18 protein-coding genes and 1 pseudogene are annotated in these 17,949 nt (G+C 42.9%); 3 read left to right on the top strand and 16 right to left on the bottom strand.

Going from position 1 to position 17,949, the window contains the following annotated elements:
• The first annotated feature begins 10 nt into the window (after positions 1-10).
• Positions 11-904, top strand: coding sequence for a LysR family transcriptional regulator (locus A6B41_RS01390; RefSeq protein WP_027073343.1), 894 nt, complete (start codon positions 11-13; stop codon positions 902-904).
• Positions 905-980: 76 nt separating this feature from the next.
• Here A6B41_RS01390 and A6B41_RS01385 read toward each other — a convergent pair whose 3' ends face one another.
• From A6B41_RS01385 to A6B41_RS01375, 3 genes are read right to left on the bottom strand one after another with little or no spacing between them, the layout of a single operon-like run.
• A complete protein-coding gene (locus A6B41_RS01385) occupies positions 981-1,844 on the bottom strand; it encodes an alpha/beta fold hydrolase (RefSeq protein ID WP_237052483.1) in 864 nt (287 codons plus the stop codon).
• A 15-nt stretch (positions 1,845-1,859) separates the two neighbouring features.
• Positions 1,860-2,144, bottom strand: a complete 285-nt coding sequence (locus A6B41_RS01380; RefSeq protein ID WP_027073345.1) for a putative quinol monooxygenase — start codon at positions 2,142-2,144, stop codon at positions 1,860-1,862.
• Between the two features lie 10 nt (positions 2,145-2,154).
• A complete protein-coding gene (locus tag A6B41_RS01375; protein WP_027073346.1) occupies positions 2,155-2,385 on the bottom strand; it encodes a tautomerase family protein in 231 nt (76 codons plus the stop codon).
• 114 nt (positions 2,386-2,499) lie between these two features.
• Here A6B41_RS01375 and A6B41_RS01370 point away from each other — a divergent pair, with 114 nt between their 5' ends.
• A complete protein-coding gene (locus tag A6B41_RS01370; protein WP_027073347.1) occupies positions 2,500-3,399 on the top strand; it encodes a LysR family transcriptional regulator in 900 nt (299 codons plus the stop codon).
• Positions 3,400-3,904: 505 nt separating this feature from the next.
• Here A6B41_RS01370 and A6B41_RS01365 read toward each other — a convergent pair.
• The 13 genes and pseudogenes from A6B41_RS01365 to A6B41_RS01305 all read right to left on the bottom strand — a co-directional run bounded on the left by A6B41_RS01365 (position 3,905) and on the right by A6B41_RS01305 (position 15,493).
• Positions 3,905-5,032, bottom strand: a complete 1,128-nt coding sequence (locus A6B41_RS01365; RefSeq protein ID WP_027073348.1) for an NADH-dependent flavin oxidoreductase — start codon at positions 5,030-5,032, stop codon at positions 3,905-3,907.
• A gap of 14 nt (positions 5,033-5,046) precedes the next feature.
• A pseudogene (locus A6B41_RS01360) lies at positions 5,047-6,042 on the bottom strand (LLM class flavin-dependent oxidoreductase).
• Positions 6,043-6,188: 146 nt separating this feature from the next.
• Entirely contained in the window at positions 6,189-6,860 is a 672-nt protein-coding gene (locus tag A6B41_RS01355) for an NmrA family NAD(P)-binding protein (RefSeq protein ID WP_167325171.1), read from the bottom strand.
• The gene (locus A6B41_RS11220; RefSeq protein ID WP_050436757.1) at positions 6,787-7,089 is read right to left on the bottom strand and encodes an NAD(P)H-binding protein; all 303 of its coding nucleotides are present in this window, start codon (positions 7,087-7,089) and stop codon (positions 6,787-6,789) included. The genes A6B41_RS01355 and A6B41_RS11220 overlap by 74 nt, the downstream gene beginning before the upstream one ends.
• A 15-nt stretch (positions 7,090-7,104) precedes the next feature.
• On the bottom strand, positions 7,105-7,305 hold the full coding sequence (locus A6B41_RS01345) for a nitroreductase family protein (protein ID WP_027073349.1): 201 nt from the start codon (positions 7,303-7,305) through the stop codon (positions 7,105-7,107).
• 316 nt (positions 7,306-7,621) lie between these two features.
• Positions 7,622-7,822 (bottom strand): glycine zipper 2TM domain-containing protein, encoded by a 201-nt coding sequence (locus A6B41_RS01340; RefSeq protein WP_027073350.1) that lies wholly within the window; start codon positions 7,820-7,822, stop codon positions 7,622-7,624.
• 216 nt (positions 7,823-8,038) lie between these two features.
• Positions 8,039-8,329: a dehydroquinate synthase/iron-containing alcohol dehydrogenase family protein gene (locus A6B41_RS11290; protein WP_027073351.1), complete on the bottom strand. Its 291-nt coding sequence runs from the start codon at positions 8,327-8,329 to the stop codon at positions 8,039-8,041.
• A gap of 410 nt (positions 8,330-8,739) precedes the next feature.
• Positions 8,740-10,026, bottom strand: a complete 1,287-nt coding sequence (gene fucP, locus A6B41_RS01330; protein WP_027073352.1) for an L-fucose:H+ symporter permease — start codon at positions 10,024-10,026, stop codon at positions 8,740-8,742.
• Positions 10,027-10,065: 39 nt separating this feature from the next.
• Positions 10,066-10,716, bottom strand: coding sequence for an L-fuculose-phosphate aldolase (locus A6B41_RS01325; RefSeq protein WP_027073353.1), 651 nt, complete (start codon positions 10,714-10,716; stop codon positions 10,066-10,068).
• Between the two features lie 58 nt (positions 10,717-10,774).
• Positions 10,775-11,209, bottom strand: a complete 435-nt coding sequence (gene fucU, locus A6B41_RS01320; protein WP_027073354.1) for an L-fucose mutarotase — start codon at positions 11,207-11,209, stop codon at positions 10,775-10,777.
• 12 nt (positions 11,210-11,221) lie between these two features.
• Positions 11,222-12,655: an L-fuculokinase gene (gene fucK / locus A6B41_RS01315; RefSeq protein ID WP_027073355.1), complete on the bottom strand. Its 1,434-nt coding sequence runs from the start codon at positions 12,653-12,655 to the stop codon at positions 11,222-11,224.
• A 117-nt stretch (positions 12,656-12,772) separates the two neighbouring features.
• Complete coding sequence (fucI, locus tag A6B41_RS01310) at positions 12,773-14,539, bottom strand: L-fucose isomerase (RefSeq protein WP_027073356.1); 1,767 nt, start codon at positions 14,537-14,539, stop codon at positions 12,773-12,775.
• 207 nt (positions 14,540-14,746) lie between these two features.
• Positions 14,747-15,493 (bottom strand): DeoR/GlpR family DNA-binding transcription regulator, encoded by a 747-nt coding sequence (locus tag A6B41_RS01305; protein ID WP_027073357.1) that lies wholly within the window; start codon positions 15,491-15,493, stop codon positions 14,747-14,749.
• 277 nt (positions 15,494-15,770) lie between these two features.
• Here A6B41_RS01305 and A6B41_RS01300 point away from each other — a divergent pair, with 277 nt between their 5' ends.
• The gene (locus A6B41_RS01300; protein ID WP_027073358.1) at positions 15,771-17,867 is read left to right on the top strand and encodes a TonB-dependent siderophore receptor; all 2,097 of its coding nucleotides are present in this window, start codon (positions 15,771-15,773) and stop codon (positions 17,865-17,867) included.
• The last annotated feature ends 82 nt before the right edge of the window (positions 17,868-17,949 follow it).

Here is a 17,949-nt window from a genome sequence, read left to right as displayed (position 1 = left end):
AGATATCATAATGAGTGATATTAGAACCCTTGATTTCAACTTACTCAAAGCGTTTGTCGTGTTATTAGACGAATGCAATGTGAGCCGTGCGGCACAAAGGCTGGCAGTTACTCAACCGGCAATGAGCGGGATCTTAAACCGCCTGCGGGAGAGTTTTAATGATCCGCTTTTTGTGCGGGTGCAGCACGGTATGCAACCAACCGAACGTGCCTTGCAGCTAGGGCAAACTGCACGCAAAATTGTGCAAGAGATCGGCACAATGTTGCAGCCGCCGGTTTTAGAACCGGAAAAGCTGACGATGACGTTACGCATTGCAGCGATGGATTATGTTCAGCAGATTATCGCCTTGCCACTGATTTTACGCCTAAGGCGGCTGGCTCCCCATGTCCAAGTTGCCTTACTGCCTGTGCAGGGGCAGAGCATAAAAATGCTGTTTGAGCAGAATAAAATCGACCTCGCCTTAGTCAGCCATCACCATTTAACCGATGATATGCACCAAAGCCTGCTGTATGAAGAACGCTATGTCTGTGCAATGAGCAATACGCATTCAATGGCGAAAAAAACGCTGACACCAAGCCAATTTTGCGAATTACCCTTTGCTATGCTTTCCTATAATGGCGGGGAATTTAGCGGTGCGACAGATATTGCCTTGCAAAAATTGGGCTTGAAACGGAAAGTGATGGTGTCGGTCAACCACATTTCCCTTTTACCGCAGCTGATGCAAGGCTCGGATCTTGTGGCGGTATTGCCCGAACATTTGGCACAAACCTTGCCGAATGTCGATCTCCAAACACCGCCGATTGAGATCGAGGGCTTTCAAATGTTGATGGCTTGGCACGAACGCACCGATCAAGATCTCGCTCACCGTTGGTTGAGAAAAGTGCTGTTGGAAGTGATTGCATAGAAAGGTAATAAACAAGCGGTCGATTTCCTTTAAAATTTTGCAAAATCAGGCGGGAAATTGGCCGCTTGTGGTCTCTTTAAGGCTTTGCTAAGAATGCTTCAACCGCTGCCCATACCGCACGGAAATGGGTGGCAAAAGCAGGGTGTGGTGCATCTGCAACCACCGCTAAATCCGCATTCGGCAAGGCTTTATAAGCGGAGAAGACGGTATCGAGCGGAGCGTTTTGATCCTCTTCACCTACCACCAATAACACCGGTGAGGCGATCTGTTTGAAGATCGCTTGGCTATAATCTAACTCATTATAGTAGGCAATGCTTTGTGCAAACCAGTCGGCAGTGCGTTTCGGCTCAGGGCGGATTGTGGCTTGTTCTGCCCAATAAGCAGGGTCTAATTGGGCAAACGGCTCAAAATTGCCGTCTCCCAAGTGTCTTGCCCCTTTTACCCATTCGCCCGCCCCAATCGCTACTACTTTTTGGGTCTGGCTTGGGTAATTTTTGGCAAACATCATTGCTGTGTAAGCCCCATCGCTAAATCCTAACAGATCGGTTTTGGCAATTTTTTGCTGATTTAGCACCGCTTGCACATCACGGGCTTTTTGTTCATAAGACGGCACACGTTGTCCAATCTCTGATTTGCCGTGTCCCCGAGTGCTAATCGCAATCACCTGACGATTTTTCGCCAGCTCATCAATAAACTGCCCCATTTCGGCAGTCGAGCCGACCAAGCCACCGTGAAGAACCACAATCGGCTCGCCCTTACCATAGACTTCATAATAAATGCGGGTATCATCTGACAAAACATAATGCCCTGTGTTGGCATTGTTGCCGTAATCGATCTGGCTTTGGTAACTCTGCGGCGTTTGCCCAAAATAGCGGAGATTATCGGCGTAAGCTGCAATGCTCACGCCAAGTAGCAACGAGCTAAGAAGTAATCGTTTCATCATCAATCCTTAAACTTAATCGCATTCGACCAGCTCAATATCCAGCTCTTTTGCCAAAACATCGCCAAAGGCTTGTGCGGCTGACTGAAAATGCGGCTGGTCTAAATGAGCGTCCAAATCGGCTTGTGATTGCCACAATTCCACAAAGGCAAAAGTATTTTCCTGCCCTTGCACTTGCCCGCATTGATAAGACACACAGCCTGACTCTTGGCGAGATTGTTCAATCAACGGGGCGATGATTCGCTTAAATTGAGCCACTTTTTCAGGCTTAACCACGCATTTGGCATAGACGGCTAACATCGTACACTCCTTATAATTGATACTGTGGTTTGCGCAGCAATTTATCGGCATTTGGGGCGATTTTTTCGTCCCACACCTTTTCTTTAAAGGCTTGTTCAGAAAGCTCTTGAAAATCAATGGTGATGTACTCGGCTGGCGTGTTTAAACGCTCGCTGGCAAAAGCAGTTAAGTCATCGGCAAAGGCTTTTAATTCAGTTTCAGTTAAGCCTTTTGGGTAACATTGTAAAGTGATATGTGGCATTTTTTTGCTCCGTAAAATGAAGGGTTTATCATAAAAACAAGGTTATTGTAGGCTTCTTTTTGATATAATTGAAGCAACAAAATCGTATATCTATTATCACTGATAATTATATCTATGCACAATCTGAACAACCTAGATTTAAACCTACTCAAAGCCCTGCACGCTTTATTGCAAGAAAAAAATGTCAGCCGTGCCGCCGAACGACTGAACCTCACCCAACCTGCGGTCAGCAATATGCTCACCAAATTGCGTTATCGTTTTGACGACCCTTTGTTTATCCGCACTGCTCACGGAATGATACCCACCAATCGGGCTGAACAACTTGCCGAGCCTGTGGGGGCGATTTTGGACAGCATTGGCGTGTTGATGCAGCCTGTGGCGTTTGACCCTGCCGACTTAGATTGCACTTTTAAATTGGCGGCTACCGAAAATGGCATTCGCACGCTGGGCGTGCCGTTTGCCCTAAAACTTGCTCAGCTTGCCCCCAAAGTCAAAGTGGCGTTTTATGCGATACACGGACAAGATTTGACACAAAATTTGGCAGACGGTGTATGGGATTTGGCAATAGCAGGGCAGCAGCAACTGGACGAGCGATTATATTTTGCCCCTTTAATGCGTGAAGAATACACCTGTGCGGTGCGACAAAATCACCCTGTGTTAAGCCAAAATTGGGATTTGGAGGCGTTTTGTGCGTTGGAATTTGTGTTGGTTGCCTATCACGCTGGGCATTTTAATGGGGCGACCGATGAGGCATTGGCAAAACTTGGGCGAAGTCGATTGGTAAAAATGTCGGTGGGGCATTTTTCGCTATTACCAGAGCTTTTGAAAAACAGCGATTTAGCAACTGTTGCCCCTGTTCACTTTTTACAAACACAAAATGACTTGGTATTGCTCAATCCCCCTTTGCCCATTGACGGCTACACCAAAGTAATGGCTTGGCACGCTAAAACCCATTATGACCCTGTGCAAAAGTGGTTTCGGCAGGTGATGAAAGAAGTAGGAGAGAGTACGTAGTAGTTTTTTAGGCTGCCTCAAAGTGATTTTTGCAAAATTTCAAAACAAAAACACCGCTTATATTTCTCCAAACGGTGTTTTCTATAAGGTTTAAATCAGTCTTTAATCCTCATCATCAATTCATCAATAATCTCAGCCACCGAGCGATATTTCTATAATCGCTCCTAACACCTGTGCCAAGCGAAACATAACCTTCATAGTTGTTGTTTTCCAGCATTCCTAAACGCAAGCTACTAGATGCTACCAACCGCTCTTTAACCTATTGGTAGATACAGCTTTCAATGCTTGATTAAAAAAGTGAACCTGCAAACACACCTTCTACCCCAAGTGCCAAAATCACTTTGGCAGTACGTCTGTCCACAATGCTCCACCTTCGTTATAGTCATTTTGATCCACTTACCGATTATCATCTGATCTGAACCTTAATCGTTAGCTATGTAGTCTAACTTTTGAGGCGTTAATCAGCCTTTTAACAAGCGGTCATTTTTAGCCCAAAATTTACCAATTAAATATCCATTGGTTTCCAATCTTGCCCTTTTAACGGCGGTAACCACGCACCACCTTGTACACAGTAGCTCCACAGACGATCCGGAATGCCGTAGTGGTCGGCTTTTTGTGGATCAAGTTCGCTTACGATCTCATTATCACGGTTCTCTTTTAATAAAGTTGCTACATTAGGGTTAATCATCACTGCTTTGCCTAATGCAATAAATTCCGCCCAGCCGGTTGCATATGCTTGACGGATCTGTTTGCCGCTTAAGAGATTACCGACGCCAATTAACGGCAAACGCCCGTTAATATGTTCGTGAACCAGCTGCATTCGTGTTAAATGGGTGTCCGCACCACGACGGGCTTTTTTGCCAAAATCCCACAAAGAAATGTGCAGATATTGCAGTGGTTTTTCGCATAATGCGTCAATGAGGGCAAAAGTATCTGTCATCGTTAAGCCATTTTCACCTGGTTCTTCCGGTGAAAAACGGTAACCGATGATAAATTCAGGCTTAGCGTGCTTTTCACGCACTTTTGTTACTACATCAACTACTGCTAGTGGGAAATTTAGGCGTTTTTCGAGACTACCACCCCACTGATCGTTCCGATGATTAAATTCGCCGGAGAAAAACTGCTGAATGAGGTAACCGTTCGCACCGTGAATTTCCACACCATCAAAGCCTGCACGGATTGCCAGATCGGTGGCATTGGCAAAAGCGTTAATCAGCCCAATAATTTCATCTTCCGTGACTGCTCTTGCACCACTTGGTTCGTGGGCAGAAGGAGCGATAAGATCCGCACCATCCAGTAATGCTTTAATTGACTGCAAGCCCCCGTGAAAAATCTGTAAAATCGCCTTTGCACCTTGATTTTTCAGGAGTTGTGCCGTTTGAGTAAGGCTTTCCAAATGGCTTTCATTCAGGGCTTCCGGCTGACCATAAAAGGCTTTCCCGTTACGCATTACACCTGTTGCTGCCGTGATAAAAAGTCCCATATTTTCAGCACGATTGGCTAAAAACAGGCGCTCTTGTTCGCTGATTGTGCCGTCATCGTTAGAGGCAGAATGAGTCATCGGTGCAACCACAAGGCGGTTTTTAATTTCTACGCCATTGTTTAGCGTGTAGGGTTGAAATAGATCGGTCATGGTGAATTCCTCATTTAAAGTTCGTTAATCATCTGTTTAAACAATTTATAGGCGTTAAGCTGTTTATCTTCATCAAAAATATAGTTGGTTAGCATAATCTCATCGGCATTGATACGGCTTTGCAAATCGATAAACTGTGTTTTTACGCTTTTCACATCGCCAACTAATGCCGCATTTAACATCTGCATTGCCGACATTTTTTCAGCTGGTGACCAAAGGCTGTCAATATTTGGCACAGGGGGCTGCATCGCTTTTGGCGTGCCTCGCACCAAGTTTAAAAACATCTGCTGTACCGTGCTATGTAGGAACTGTGCCTCTTCATCGCTTTCGGCAAGGGTGGCATTGATACAAGCAATCACATAAGGCTTGTCCAGCACCGCAGACGGCTGGAATTCACGCCGATAAATCTCCACTGCCATATCCAGCATTCTTGGAGCAAAATGGGCGGCAAAGGCATATGGTAAGCCGAGCCGTGCGGCTAAAAAGGCACTTTCGGTACTTGAACCCAAAATGTAGAGCGGTAGCTTTAAGCCGAGTGCCGGATAAGCCCGCACCCGACCTTACACACTTTCATCGCCAAAATAGCGTTGCAGTTCCAAAATATCCTGTTCAAATTCCTGCGACACATCACGCTGCCCACGGCGTAAAGCAAGGGCTGTGAGTGGATCCGTTCCCGGCGCTCGCCCAAGCCCCAAATCCACTCGCTTGCCATACAAGGTTTGCAAAGTGCCGTACTGCTCAGCAACCTGTAGCGGGCTGTGATTAGGAAGCATCACCCCACCGCTCCCAACCCGAATTTTGTTGGTATTAGCAAGGGTATGCCCGATTAACAGCTGGGTTGCCGAACTCACCAGATGCGGCATATTGTGGTGTTCGGCAATCCAAAAGCGTTCAAAATCAAGGCTCTCGACATATTGAGCAAGCCGCACCATCGCATCAATCGCCTCTTTGGCAGTTTGCCCTTGACGCATTGGGACAAGGTTAAGGGCTGATAATTTGGGTTTATTCATAAAATAACTATCCTAATATCTAAAAAATGGAAATGTTGAACTAAATCAACCGATTTTAGGTGTTCAGGCAGCCAGAACCCCATTTTGCAAAATTTTAAGAGAAAAACACCGCTTGTTATTTACCAAAACAAACAGTGTTTTGTTTTTTAAGCCGTTGCCGACTGGATAATTGCCTGTTTATGCTCTAATAAATGTTCACGCAAAGTTTTGGCATTTCGTCCCAAAACATAAGGAATGTCGTTGCGAATTGCCCCAATCGCCCCCAAACGGTTATCCAAAACCTGTGTGACAAATTCAATATTGGCACGGGCGTACTCTCGTTCAATCGGAAAATCAGGCACATCAATCATCGCACGAAACTCATCAAGGCTTTTCTTTTCAAGGGCAATGTCAAGCCCTGTGATTTCGTTCATCAGATTGACAATTTCTTGACCGTTATAGCTTTCTACGCTTAACCAATAATTTTGCCCTGCATGTTTGTCCTGTCCGTCAATCAAGACTTGGGCGGCCACGGCGGCGATGTCGCTGGAAGCCACCAGCCCAATTCGGCGGTCATCAAAATAAGTGGAATAAGTCATTTTTTTAGGCATATAAAGCCCTGTAATGGCTTCCATAAACATATTGGGGTGCAGGTGTGTCCAAGCAATGCCACTGGCTTCAATGTAGGTTTCAATCAGCTGGTGCCAAGTAAAATGCGTGCTGGTGCAATCCCATTCGGCAAAAATACCGATATGCACAATGTGCTTAACCCCTGCTTTTTTGGCTGCGTCCACCGGCGTTTTGCTTTGGGCAAGCATTGCTACCGTGTAGCCTGTCAAAAGCAGCACTCGCTCCACCCCTGCCCAAGGCAAGGGCGAAAGTTTGTGGTTTGTCCAAGTCCATATAGACCGCATCTTTACCTTCGCTTTTAAGTTTGGCAACTGTATCTGGATTGCGAGACGGAATGCGGACATTGACCGCACTGCTTTGCTCCAATACTTTTACCACTTGACTGCCCACTGTGCCTGTCGCACCCAGTACCAGAACGGTAGGTTTTTGATTGTTCATAATTTTTCTCCAAAATTACCAGTATAAAGTCGCACTCTCTTTCACAGGCACACGCCCCAAATGGTGTTTGTTTTGCATTGCGTCCCAATCAGGATAGTCAAACGAAATGCCGTGCAAAAGTTTGTAATCATCAGAAATGCCAAGTTCTGCACGCACATCATCGGCAAACATCGCAAGGGCAAGCTGGGGAATACCGCCAAAACCACGAGCGGTCAAGGAGAGCAGGAAAGTTTGCGAATGGATTGACGGCTTTTGATGGTGGTTTCAAAGTCGAGCATAGGTATTCCTTTAAGTTGAAATGAGGCTATTTTAATTGTTGACGTTTAAAACAGCATTGCTCATTGCTCCAAAAAACATGCCTAATTCTCTAAATTTGAGGGTGGCAAGCGGTTAAATGATGAGATAAATCTTAGACAGATTGATATGAGTCTTTAGGTAGACTAAGAACCATTTAGCAAAAATTTTAATAAAAAATACCGCTTGTAACGTATGAGCATGATACAAGCGGTTGATTTCTTCCTGCTTTTTGCAGTTATTTAACTTGGCTACCAATAACGCCACCTAATGCCGCACCACCTAAGGTTGCCCCTGTCGATGCACCAATTGCATGACCGGCAACGCCACCGATAGCCGCGCCAATTGCAGTATTACGCTGAGTTTTAGTCATGCCGTTACAGCCAGATACTGCAACCATTAGTGCAGTCACACCAATCACTTTAAAAATAGATTTCATATTTAGCTCCTCATTATCAATAAAATAAGCCAATCGCTGACTTAAGCTATAAGATTAAATTTATCATTAAAGGTTCCGCAATGCTTTTATTTGATTAAAAAAATGAGGTATAAAAACAATCTGAATGATTATTTTTTAAACAATCCTCAATAAAAAAATCTACTTCCTGTCGGTTAAAGAGAAACCCGACTAGGAGTAGATTTTCTATTTCGTAAATTAGAATGCCATTTTATATACTTCTAATAATTCTTCAGGGCTACAGTCTCTTGGGTTACCACCGGTACAAACATCATTGAAAGCATCGACCGATAATGCCGGTAAGTCTTCTTCTTTCACGCCGATTTGGTGAAGTTTTGGCGGAATGCCAACATCTTGTGAAAGTTGTTGGACCGCTTTAATTGCGGCATTGCGATACTCTTCTTGGCTCATGTCATCAACACCTTTCACACCCATTGCACGAGCAATTTCACGGTACTTTTCACCCGTGTAGTTTTTGTTAAATTCCATGACAGATAGCAATCAGATAGTCTGCTCCTGAGGATTTAAATTTTTCTACTCCAGCTTTGATCACACCTACCGCAGGGTTAGGGTTAGCTTTAACTTCATCAAAAATTTCACATAAGGTAAGTCTGCGGCATCAAGTAAAGAAGTTACTTTTTGTGCCACGTTAAATTTGATTAAGTCTTTATCGGTTACCACAAGAGCTTTTTAGAAACTACGGCTGGCTATTTCATGAATGATGTTTTTAATTGCACCTTTACCGTGATAACTGGTTTCATTGAGGATAAGACGATTTGACATAATATTTTCCTTCTTAAAAGTTAAACAATTCAATTAACTTGCAAGCGGTCAAATTATGAAGTTTTTTTGCAAATTTTTATTTAAATCAGACCGCTTGTTTTCCAAAGTAAAATGGCTTATTTCAATACCTTCCAGCAACGGAAACCATAGATGGCAATAGCAATAAAACAGATAAGAGGAAGGATGAATGAGAAATTAACTGCAGGCATACCAGCCACTGAACCTTGGTCGATAATCCAGCCTTGCATTGGCGGCATTAATGCTCCACCTACAATCGCCATAACTAAGCCGGCAGCCCCCAATGTAGATTCTTCACCTTGGCCATCTAATGCAATTCCATAAATAGTAGGGAACATGAGAGACATAAATCCGGAAGTGAGTACTAAACAATAAAGCCCACCCATACCATCAATAAACATCACGCCCAGAATACTGAAGAAGCCACCCACTGCGAAGAGAAATAACATTAATTCAGCTTTTAGGTATTTCATGAGTGCCGTGCTGATAAAACGGCTGGTAATGAATAATGCCATCGCAACAATATTCCAGTTTTGTGCTTCTGCTTTAGTTAAACCGATACGTTCAGCATATTGAATAATGAACGTCCAGCACATAATTTGTACACCCACATAGAATACTTGAGCAATCACTCCTTCGCGATAACGAGCATTTACAATTAAGCGACTAAAGGATTCTTTTACAGAAATACGATTTGCACTCTCTACCTTTGTAACCGGCATTTTATATAAGGCAATAATGATAAATACCGCAACAACCACTAAACCAATCACTACATACGGATTACGAATCATGGCGAGATCGTGAGTTTTAACTACCGCTTTTTCTGCTGCAGATAAGCTATTAAATAGTAGATTGCCGGCAGCATCACGTTTTTCAGATTCCAAGTTAGTTAACACAATTTGTGAGGCAACAAACATACCGGTAATTGAACCTAACGGGTTAAATGATTGTGCTAAGTTTAGACGGCGGGTTGCTGTTGCCGGATCACCCATTGAAAGAATATACGGATTGGCTGTTGTTTCTAAGAACGCCAAACCAAAAGTTAAGATATAAAGTGACCACAGAAAGAAGGAGAATTGCTCATACATTGCCGCAGGAATAAATAGAAATGCACCAATTGCATAGAGAGCTAATCCTAATAAAACACCGGCTTTATAACTATAACGACTAGCAAATAAGGCGGCAGGAATTGCCATTGTGCCGTAGCCACCGTAGAAAGCGAACTGAACAAGAGCGGCTTCAGAAGCCGGGATCTCCATAACGGTTTGGAATACTGCAACCATCGGATTTGTAATGTCATTTGCAAATCCCCAAAGGGCAAATAATGTGGTAATTAGAATAAAAGGGACCACAAATTTTTTCTCAAGAACTTTAGCTGTCATAGGACATTCCTTCTATTATTTTAGGAAAATTTCATTTAATTATCTTTCTTCTATCCAAGAGCCGTAGGATTTAAATTTTTCTAATACAACATCCATTTGCTCTTTGTTTAACGTTGGAATTGGTTTGCCGGTAGCGAGTAATTTCAAATACCATTCGGCAATGACTTCCACTTCATGTGCCACACCTAAGGCTTTATCAAGGGTTTTATCGGCAGTAATTAAACCGTGGTGAGCGAGCAAAATCGCTTTACTGCCTCGAATACCTTCACGCACATAGTCGGCTAATTGGTGTGTGCCGAAAGGCGCATAAGGCACGCATGGAATATGATCTGTCCCTGTGCAGGCAATCATATAGTGAATGGCAGGAATTGGTTCACCGAGAATAGACACTGCCGCACAGTTACGCGCGTGGTTATGCACGACTGCGTTAAGCTCCGGACGTGCTTCATACACCGCTAAATGGAATTGCCATTCACTGGATGGGAGCTTGCCTTCTTCATGCTTACCCTCGGCATCTACAAACACGATAGAATCTTCTGTCATTTCTTCATAAGGTGTACCCGTTGGCGTAATGAGCATGCCATCTCGATAACGTACACTCACATTACCTGCTGTTCCTTGATTCAATCCAATTCGAGTCATTTCAAGACAAGTATCAATAATTTGTCTTGAGAGTATTTTTCTGTTCATCATTGAACTCCTTTTAATTTGCAAAAAATGTTGTATTTTGAACCGCTTGTAATCGGCATTAAGACACCGGCGTGACGCCTTTTTTAATAATGATGTTGCCGTATTTGGCTAATTCACCGGTAATCACTACCGCATAAGCGGTTTTCGCGCGCTCATAAAAAGCAAAACGTTCAACACGTTCTACTTTTGGAACTGAGCCGCTGATTTTCTTGATAGCCGCCAGATAACGCTCTTCCACCGTTGGATCTAACGTATCTCCCGGTACCGCTTGCATCATTGCAAGTGGGGCTTTAACATATTGGTCAAATTCAAACAGTGCGGAAATGCCTTCTAATAAGGTGGCAACGCTAATGCCATCTGCACGAATCACTTTTTGATGAATAGAATGGGCGGGAAAATGAGCATCAGAAAGAACCAATTCATCGCCGTGTCCCATTTCTGCCAACACCTTTAATAACTCCGGTGAAATAGCCGGATGAATACCTTTTAACATGTCAAACTCCTGTTATTTATAAAAATCGCGATTTGCAGATGGCTCAAGCCGTTTTACATTAGGCTTCATTGCTTGCTGTGCTAGATTTTGACTTTCAAAGATCCCTGCTCCGGCAAATGTAAACATGGCTGCGCCCAATACGGTACTTTCAGGAAAATCCACCACATCAATCGGGCGATTTAACACATCAGCACGAATTTGATTCCATAGGGAATTTTTAGAGCCTCCACCCACACAGATCAAACTTTCTGCATTAAAGTTACTCACTTCTTGTAATACATCTAACCCCGCTTTTAAGCGGTAGGCCATATATTCCAAACCTGCACGGTAAATCTCCCCACGGGTTGTGTGCATAGAGATCCCAACAATTGAGCCTGTCTGTTCAGTAGTACCATCAAAATTGCCTATTAATTTCACACCGTTCGAGCCTGCCGGTACTTTGCTTGCTTCATTAATCATTGTGGAATAGTAGTTTGGTGTGTCGGCAATATCAGAGAAGAAACGTTTGCCAACCCATTCCATCACCCCTGATGCGACCCACTGTACGCCGGGGTTGAAGTAGCCTGCTTGGCTGTCAAATTCAATGGTTAAGCCGTTTTGTACAAATTGCCATTGTGGTTTAGCCTGCGGGGTACGCACCATTAAAATTTCCCAAGTACCGGAGCTTAAAACCGGTTGGTTGTAGCCTGCACCCGAGCCAAAGATGGCAAATTGGGTGTCGTGTCCGCAAGAAATAATCGGAATTTGACCGCTTAACCCTAACTCTTGGGCGATCTCAACTTTCAAATTGCCAACCACTTCGCCTGCACTTTTCATTGGAGGGAAATGACTTTCGTTTAAGCCGAGTAAATCCAGCACTTCTCTATCCCAATGGTCGCTTTCAATATTGGTCATCATTGAAGTCCCCGCCATTGTGCGGTCAGTGCTTTTCACGCCGGTTAAGCGGTAGGTTAGAATTGAGGAGATGAATAAAAAACTATCCGCTTGGGCATAAATTTCAGGTTTATTGCGTTTAAGCCATAAGAGCTTAAATAACGTATTAAAGCTGTAGTGGCCGACCCCGTTACGGCGATATAACGCCTCAACATCAATATCATTAGCGATGTTTTCCATAATCGGCAGGGTTCTTGGGCATTTCCAAGAAATAATCGGATAAAGTTGATTGCCGGCTTTATCAAAGAGTGTGCCATCTACCCCAAAGGTAGTTACTGAAATCCCAACAATCTCTTTTCGTTGTTGTTCTGAAAGTTGGGAAAGCGTTTGTTTGGCACAACTCATCAGTTTTGACCAAATTTCTTCAATATCCCAAATATGAAACTCAGGGTTTTCCGCTCCGGGCTGCGTATTATTCGGTAAGTGATGTGCTGCAACAATTTGCCCTGTTTGGTCGATGGCAATTGTGCGAAGGTTTGTTGCACCACAGTCAAAAATAAGGGCAATAGACATAGGTTTTCCCCTTTGTTACTTCCTTGGAAGGACGCACTGTGTGCGTCCTTATCGTTTGAGGGTTTTTCAAGCGGTCTTATTTGCAAATTTTTTTACAAATTTAACCGCTTGTATGGCTTATTTATAAAGCGGTCCGAAGTTTGCACAGGCGCGGTAATCTTGACCTTCTTTGTCTTGACCGAAACCATTCCACGCACTTGGACGGAACACATCTTTATCTTTGACGTTATGCATACAAACCGGAATACGTAACATTGAAGCAAGCGTGATTAAGTCTGCTCCTACATGTCCGTAAGTTGCCACACAGTGATTTGCACCCCAGTTCGCCATTACGCTATAAACGTCAGCGAAAGCCCCTTTACCGGTTAAGCGAGGCACGAACCAAGTGGTTGGCCAGGTTTCATTCGTGCGTTTATTTAAGATATCGTGTACATTTTCCGGTAAGTCAATTGACCAACCTTCTGCAATTTGTAGTACAGGACCGATACCTTTGATAAGGTTGATGCGGTGCATCGTAAACGGCATTCCACCTTTGGTTAAGAATTGAGAAGATAAACCGCCACCACGGAAGTATTCATGAACTGCCGGGCACCAACGAGTATTCTCTAAGCAGCGTTTTCCATCCTCTTCTGTTACTTCCCAAGCCGGTTTGATAGTTGGCTCACCATCTTTGTCGGTATGTTGACCAGTACCATCTAATGCCGCAGAACCGGAGTTGATTAAGTGAATAAAACCCGTTTCAGGACGCCAGCCGGTAACACGCTCAACAGAATCCTCGCTCCAATAAGTACGCACATCGGCAAAAATTTGCGCTTGACCGGTTAACAAGTTACCAAACAACATATTCACGCCGTTTAACGAGTCATTTTCGGTTGCAAGAATGTATGGAGCACGCACACCGTTCCAGTCATAGGTTGAATTTAGCATTGCTTCCATAAAGTCACCATTTGGCAGGTGATCAGTCCATTGGCGTTGACCTTGGAAACCAGCTGCAATCGCATTGTGACCTAATGCTTCTTCACCGTAACCTAATTCTGCTAAACGAGGGTTGCCGACCATTAAATCACGAGTGATGATGGCCATTTTCACCACATCTTCCCAAAGTTTTGCTCGCTCTTCTGGGCTGCGTTGGTTTTCCGGTGCGTTTACATCAATGCCTTCTTTGCAATATTGTTTCACCCAGCTCATTGCCAGCTTGAATTCTTCATCATCATAAATATGGCGATCCAAGCGGCGTTTGATTTCGGTCATATCCACATATTCATTACGCATACCTAAATATTCTTGGAAGAATTGTTGGTTGACAATTGAACCTGCAATCCCCATTGAAACCGAACCGATAGATAAATACGATTTACCACGAAGTGTGGCGACTGCCAAACCTGCACGGGCGAAGCGTAATAATTTTTCACGCACATCAGCAGGAATAGATTGATCATCTGCCTCTTGCACCTCCGTACCATAAATTGAGAATGCCGGTAAGCCTAATTGGCTGTGGCCAGCAAGAGAGGCGGCTAAATAAACTGCACCCGGACGTTCTGTGCCGTTAAAGCCCCAAATCGCTTTCGGCATATGTGGGTCCATATCAATGGTTTCTGAACCATAACACCAGCAAGGTGTGACAGTAATCACCGCACCGACATTTTCACGTTTGAATTTTTCTGCACAGGCTGCAGCCTCAGCAACACCACCGATAGTTGAATCTGCAATCACACATTCCACAAATTCACCATTAGGATGGCGGATTTCCGACTGCAATAGATTGGCTACGGCTTTCGCCATATTCATTGTTTGATCTTCAAGTGATTCACGTACTCCCATACGGCGACCGTCAATAGTTGGGCGGATACCAATTTTTACTGGAGTTGATTTCAGCATAGTCATGATTGAGTCTCCTGATTGGTTTAAAAAATTTAGCTGTTGAGTTTATTATGCATACGCAATATGGGTTATGAAGAAAAATGCAAAATTAGTACAAAATTTGTGAGGATGATCACAAAAAGAGGAGGTTTCCACTCAAAATAGGCGGGAAAAGCATGCCCGATTTTGCGATTACTTTCACAAAATCGGGCATTTAGAAATAAGCTTAACTTAAATAACGATTTGAATTTGGTTCTCTAAACAGTATTTTTGCAGAGTATTAGCCGGCATTCGATTCACAAATAATTTATCAACGCAAGCCAAATTTTCCATTTGAATTAAGTCTTTACGCTCAAATTTACTGTGATCAACCAAAAGAAAAACCTGTTTGCTGTTAGCAATCAGTTTACGTTTGAAAGAAATATTAACCTCATTAGATTCCCAAATGATTCCCTCTGCAATCCCTGCACAAGAAAGAATGGCAATATCTATTTTTAACCGAGAGAAGAGCTGCTCTGAAAGGGGGCCGTAAAAGGCATCATATTTTTCTAAATAAACCCCACCGGTTGCAATGGTTTTAATATGCGGTTTTTGGGAAAGGCTTCGAATAATCCGCATAGAACTACTTACCACCGTACAAGGAATATTAGGAAGACGTTGTGCAACATTCCAAGAGGTCGAACTTGCATCAAGGGCAATCACCGATTCCGGATATAAATGTAAGAGTACATTTTCTGCAATATTCCGTTTTGCTTCACTATTTGTTCGCAAGCGGGTACTAAATGAACGGCCGACATCCCTTTTCTTATAGCTAACCGCACCACCATGGGTACGGTGTAGAAGCCCGTTTTTATCTAATTTATTTAGATCACGGCGAATGGTTTCAATTGATACAGCACAATGTTCCGCCAGCTCTTTTACACTCGCTTCATCAAATTCCGTTAAGTAAGTGATAATTTGGTTATGTCGTTGTTGCATAAACTTTCCTTAGTAAATTTCCGCCTAAATTTAACCGCTTGTACTTATTCTGTCGAGCAAACAAATTTGATTTTTAGACAGGGATCACATTTTCAGTAACGAGCGACTATAACCTTAAAGAAAAGAAGATCTTATTTAGAATTTAATTGTAAGGAAGATTGACAACTGATTTTAACTATGTAAATATTCGCTTGTTTTTATTGTTGAGAATTATTTTCAATAATAAAAAGATAAGAGAATCATTGTTATATTCCCCTTATCCGAAAGGAACAAATAAATGAAAAACTTCAAATTACTCCCTCTCTCTGCTGCTGTAATGACAGCATTATGTGCAGCAAATGCTCTTGCAGAAAATAATAAAGATGTTGCAGTGCTTGATACAGTAACCGTAACAGACAATCAAGGTCTGAAAGTTCAAACTAATGTCGTAACTACACAGAAAAAAGATGAAAGCACGCAAACAGACTTACGTGGCTTATTAAAAGATGAGCCTTCAATCAGCCTAGGTGGTGGTAACGGTACATCACAATATCTCTATATTCGTGGTATGGGTCAAAACTCTATTGATGTAAAAGTCGATAATACCTATTCAGACAGCCAAATTTTATACCACCAAGGTCGCCATATGTTAGATCCCGCATTGGTGAAAGTTGTATCTGTTCAAAAAGGTGCAGGTAGTGCATCAGCAGGTATCGGCCAAACTAACGGTGCGATCATTGCTAAAACCGTAGATGCATTAGATTTATTAAAAAACAGCGATAAAAACTTCGGTGCAAAATTAGGTACAGGTATCAGTACTAACCATGCACATAATTTCAATGCAGCGGTATATGGAAAAGGCGATATTTTTGATGTTTTAGTGTCAGGTAATCTTATAAGAGATCGTGACTATAAAGGTGGTAAAGGCTATGTGAACCAATTCGGTACAAACCGTGTGCCATATAGTGCGTTAGATAAAACCAGCTTCTTAGCGAAATTAGGTGCTACATTAGGTGATCACCGCTTTGTGTTAAGCCACTCTAACGAGCGAAATGAGGGGCAACGTTTAGTGCGTGAAGAGTTTGATACTGCACCTATTGGTACACCAGGTAGCCGTATAACTCTAGATCGTCAAGCTCCTGCAAATCGTAGAATGACAGTACAAAGAACCAACTTAGAATGGACGGGTAAAAACTTAGGCTTTGCTCAAGAAGCGACAGCTAACGTTTATCAATTAGTACAAGGTCGTTGGTCTGAACACGAAAAAGGTAACGGCTACGCAGGTAATGTAGATTATGCAACGAAAACTAAAGTTGTTACTCACGGTGCAAATATAAACTTCGATTCAGCAATTCACGAAAATGTATTATTAAAATACGGTGTTAACTATCGTCACCAAGAGGCTAAGCCGCATACTAAATTTAGCCCTCTAGTGAAAAACCAAGAGAAAACCGATACCGGTTTATATATCGAAGCCATTACTGCTCCTATGGATAAAGTAACATTAACCACTGGTGTGCGTTATGATCACTTTAACTTTAAAGCGATGGATGGCAAAAAACGCAGTGACGGCGCATTCAGCCCAAGCGTAGGAATTATTTATGAGCCAATTCAACACTTAAGCCTCAGTGCAAGCCACAACTATGCAACCCGTAGCCCACGTTTACACGATGCATTAATGGCACATGGTAAACGCGGTATGGTAACAATTGGTGATAATACCAAAGCGGAACAAGCTCGTAATACTGAAATCGGCTTCAACTATAATGATGGCACATTCAGCTTTGATGGTAGCTACTTCTGGCAAAATATTAAAGATGCTTTAGGTACAACGAACGGCCGTGATAACCATGGTAATGCAGCGCAAGCAATTGTGAACGGCGGTAAAATTAAAAACCGTGGTTATGAGTTAAATGCAGGTTACCAGAATAATGGCTTTACCGCTCGTATTGGTGTTGCACATAGCAAACCTCGTTTCTACACACAAACTGTGATGCAACGTAATAATCAAGGTAAGTTAGTTGAAACTGCATTGTTAAGCAGTAACCCGGAATACGCCTCAGCTATTGGTCGTACTTGGACAGCTTCTTTAAGCTATCGCTTCGAGCAACCAAATGTAGAGGTTGGTGTACACCACCGTATTGTTGAAAAAGTAAAACCTGAAGATAACTACTTTGTGACAGGCGGCACATTACAGACTAACACAGGCACTGGTAAAAAAGGTTATAATGTAACTGATATTACCTTAAACTGGAAACCGTTTAATGATGATAGTGTGAATGTAAACTTTGCTGTTGATAACGTAGCAAACAAAAAATACAACGCACACGGTCAGCGTGGACAACTTTCTGCCCGTGGTCGTGAATTCCGTGCAGGTGTGAACTACACTTTCTAATCTAATTTCATTCAGAAAATACTTTTTACAAGCGGTCAAATTTGGCCGCTTTTTTACTATTTTGATAAGCCCTATTTGATTA

The sequence above is a fragment of the Mannheimia granulomatis genome (genome assembly GCF_013377255.1).
GTDB classification, from domain to species: Bacteria; Pseudomonadota; Gammaproteobacteria; order Enterobacterales; family Pasteurellaceae; genus Mannheimia; species Mannheimia granulomatis.
The sequence above is the reverse complement of the archived record's forward strand: the minus strand, read 5'-3'. Positions and strand labels throughout refer to the sequence as shown.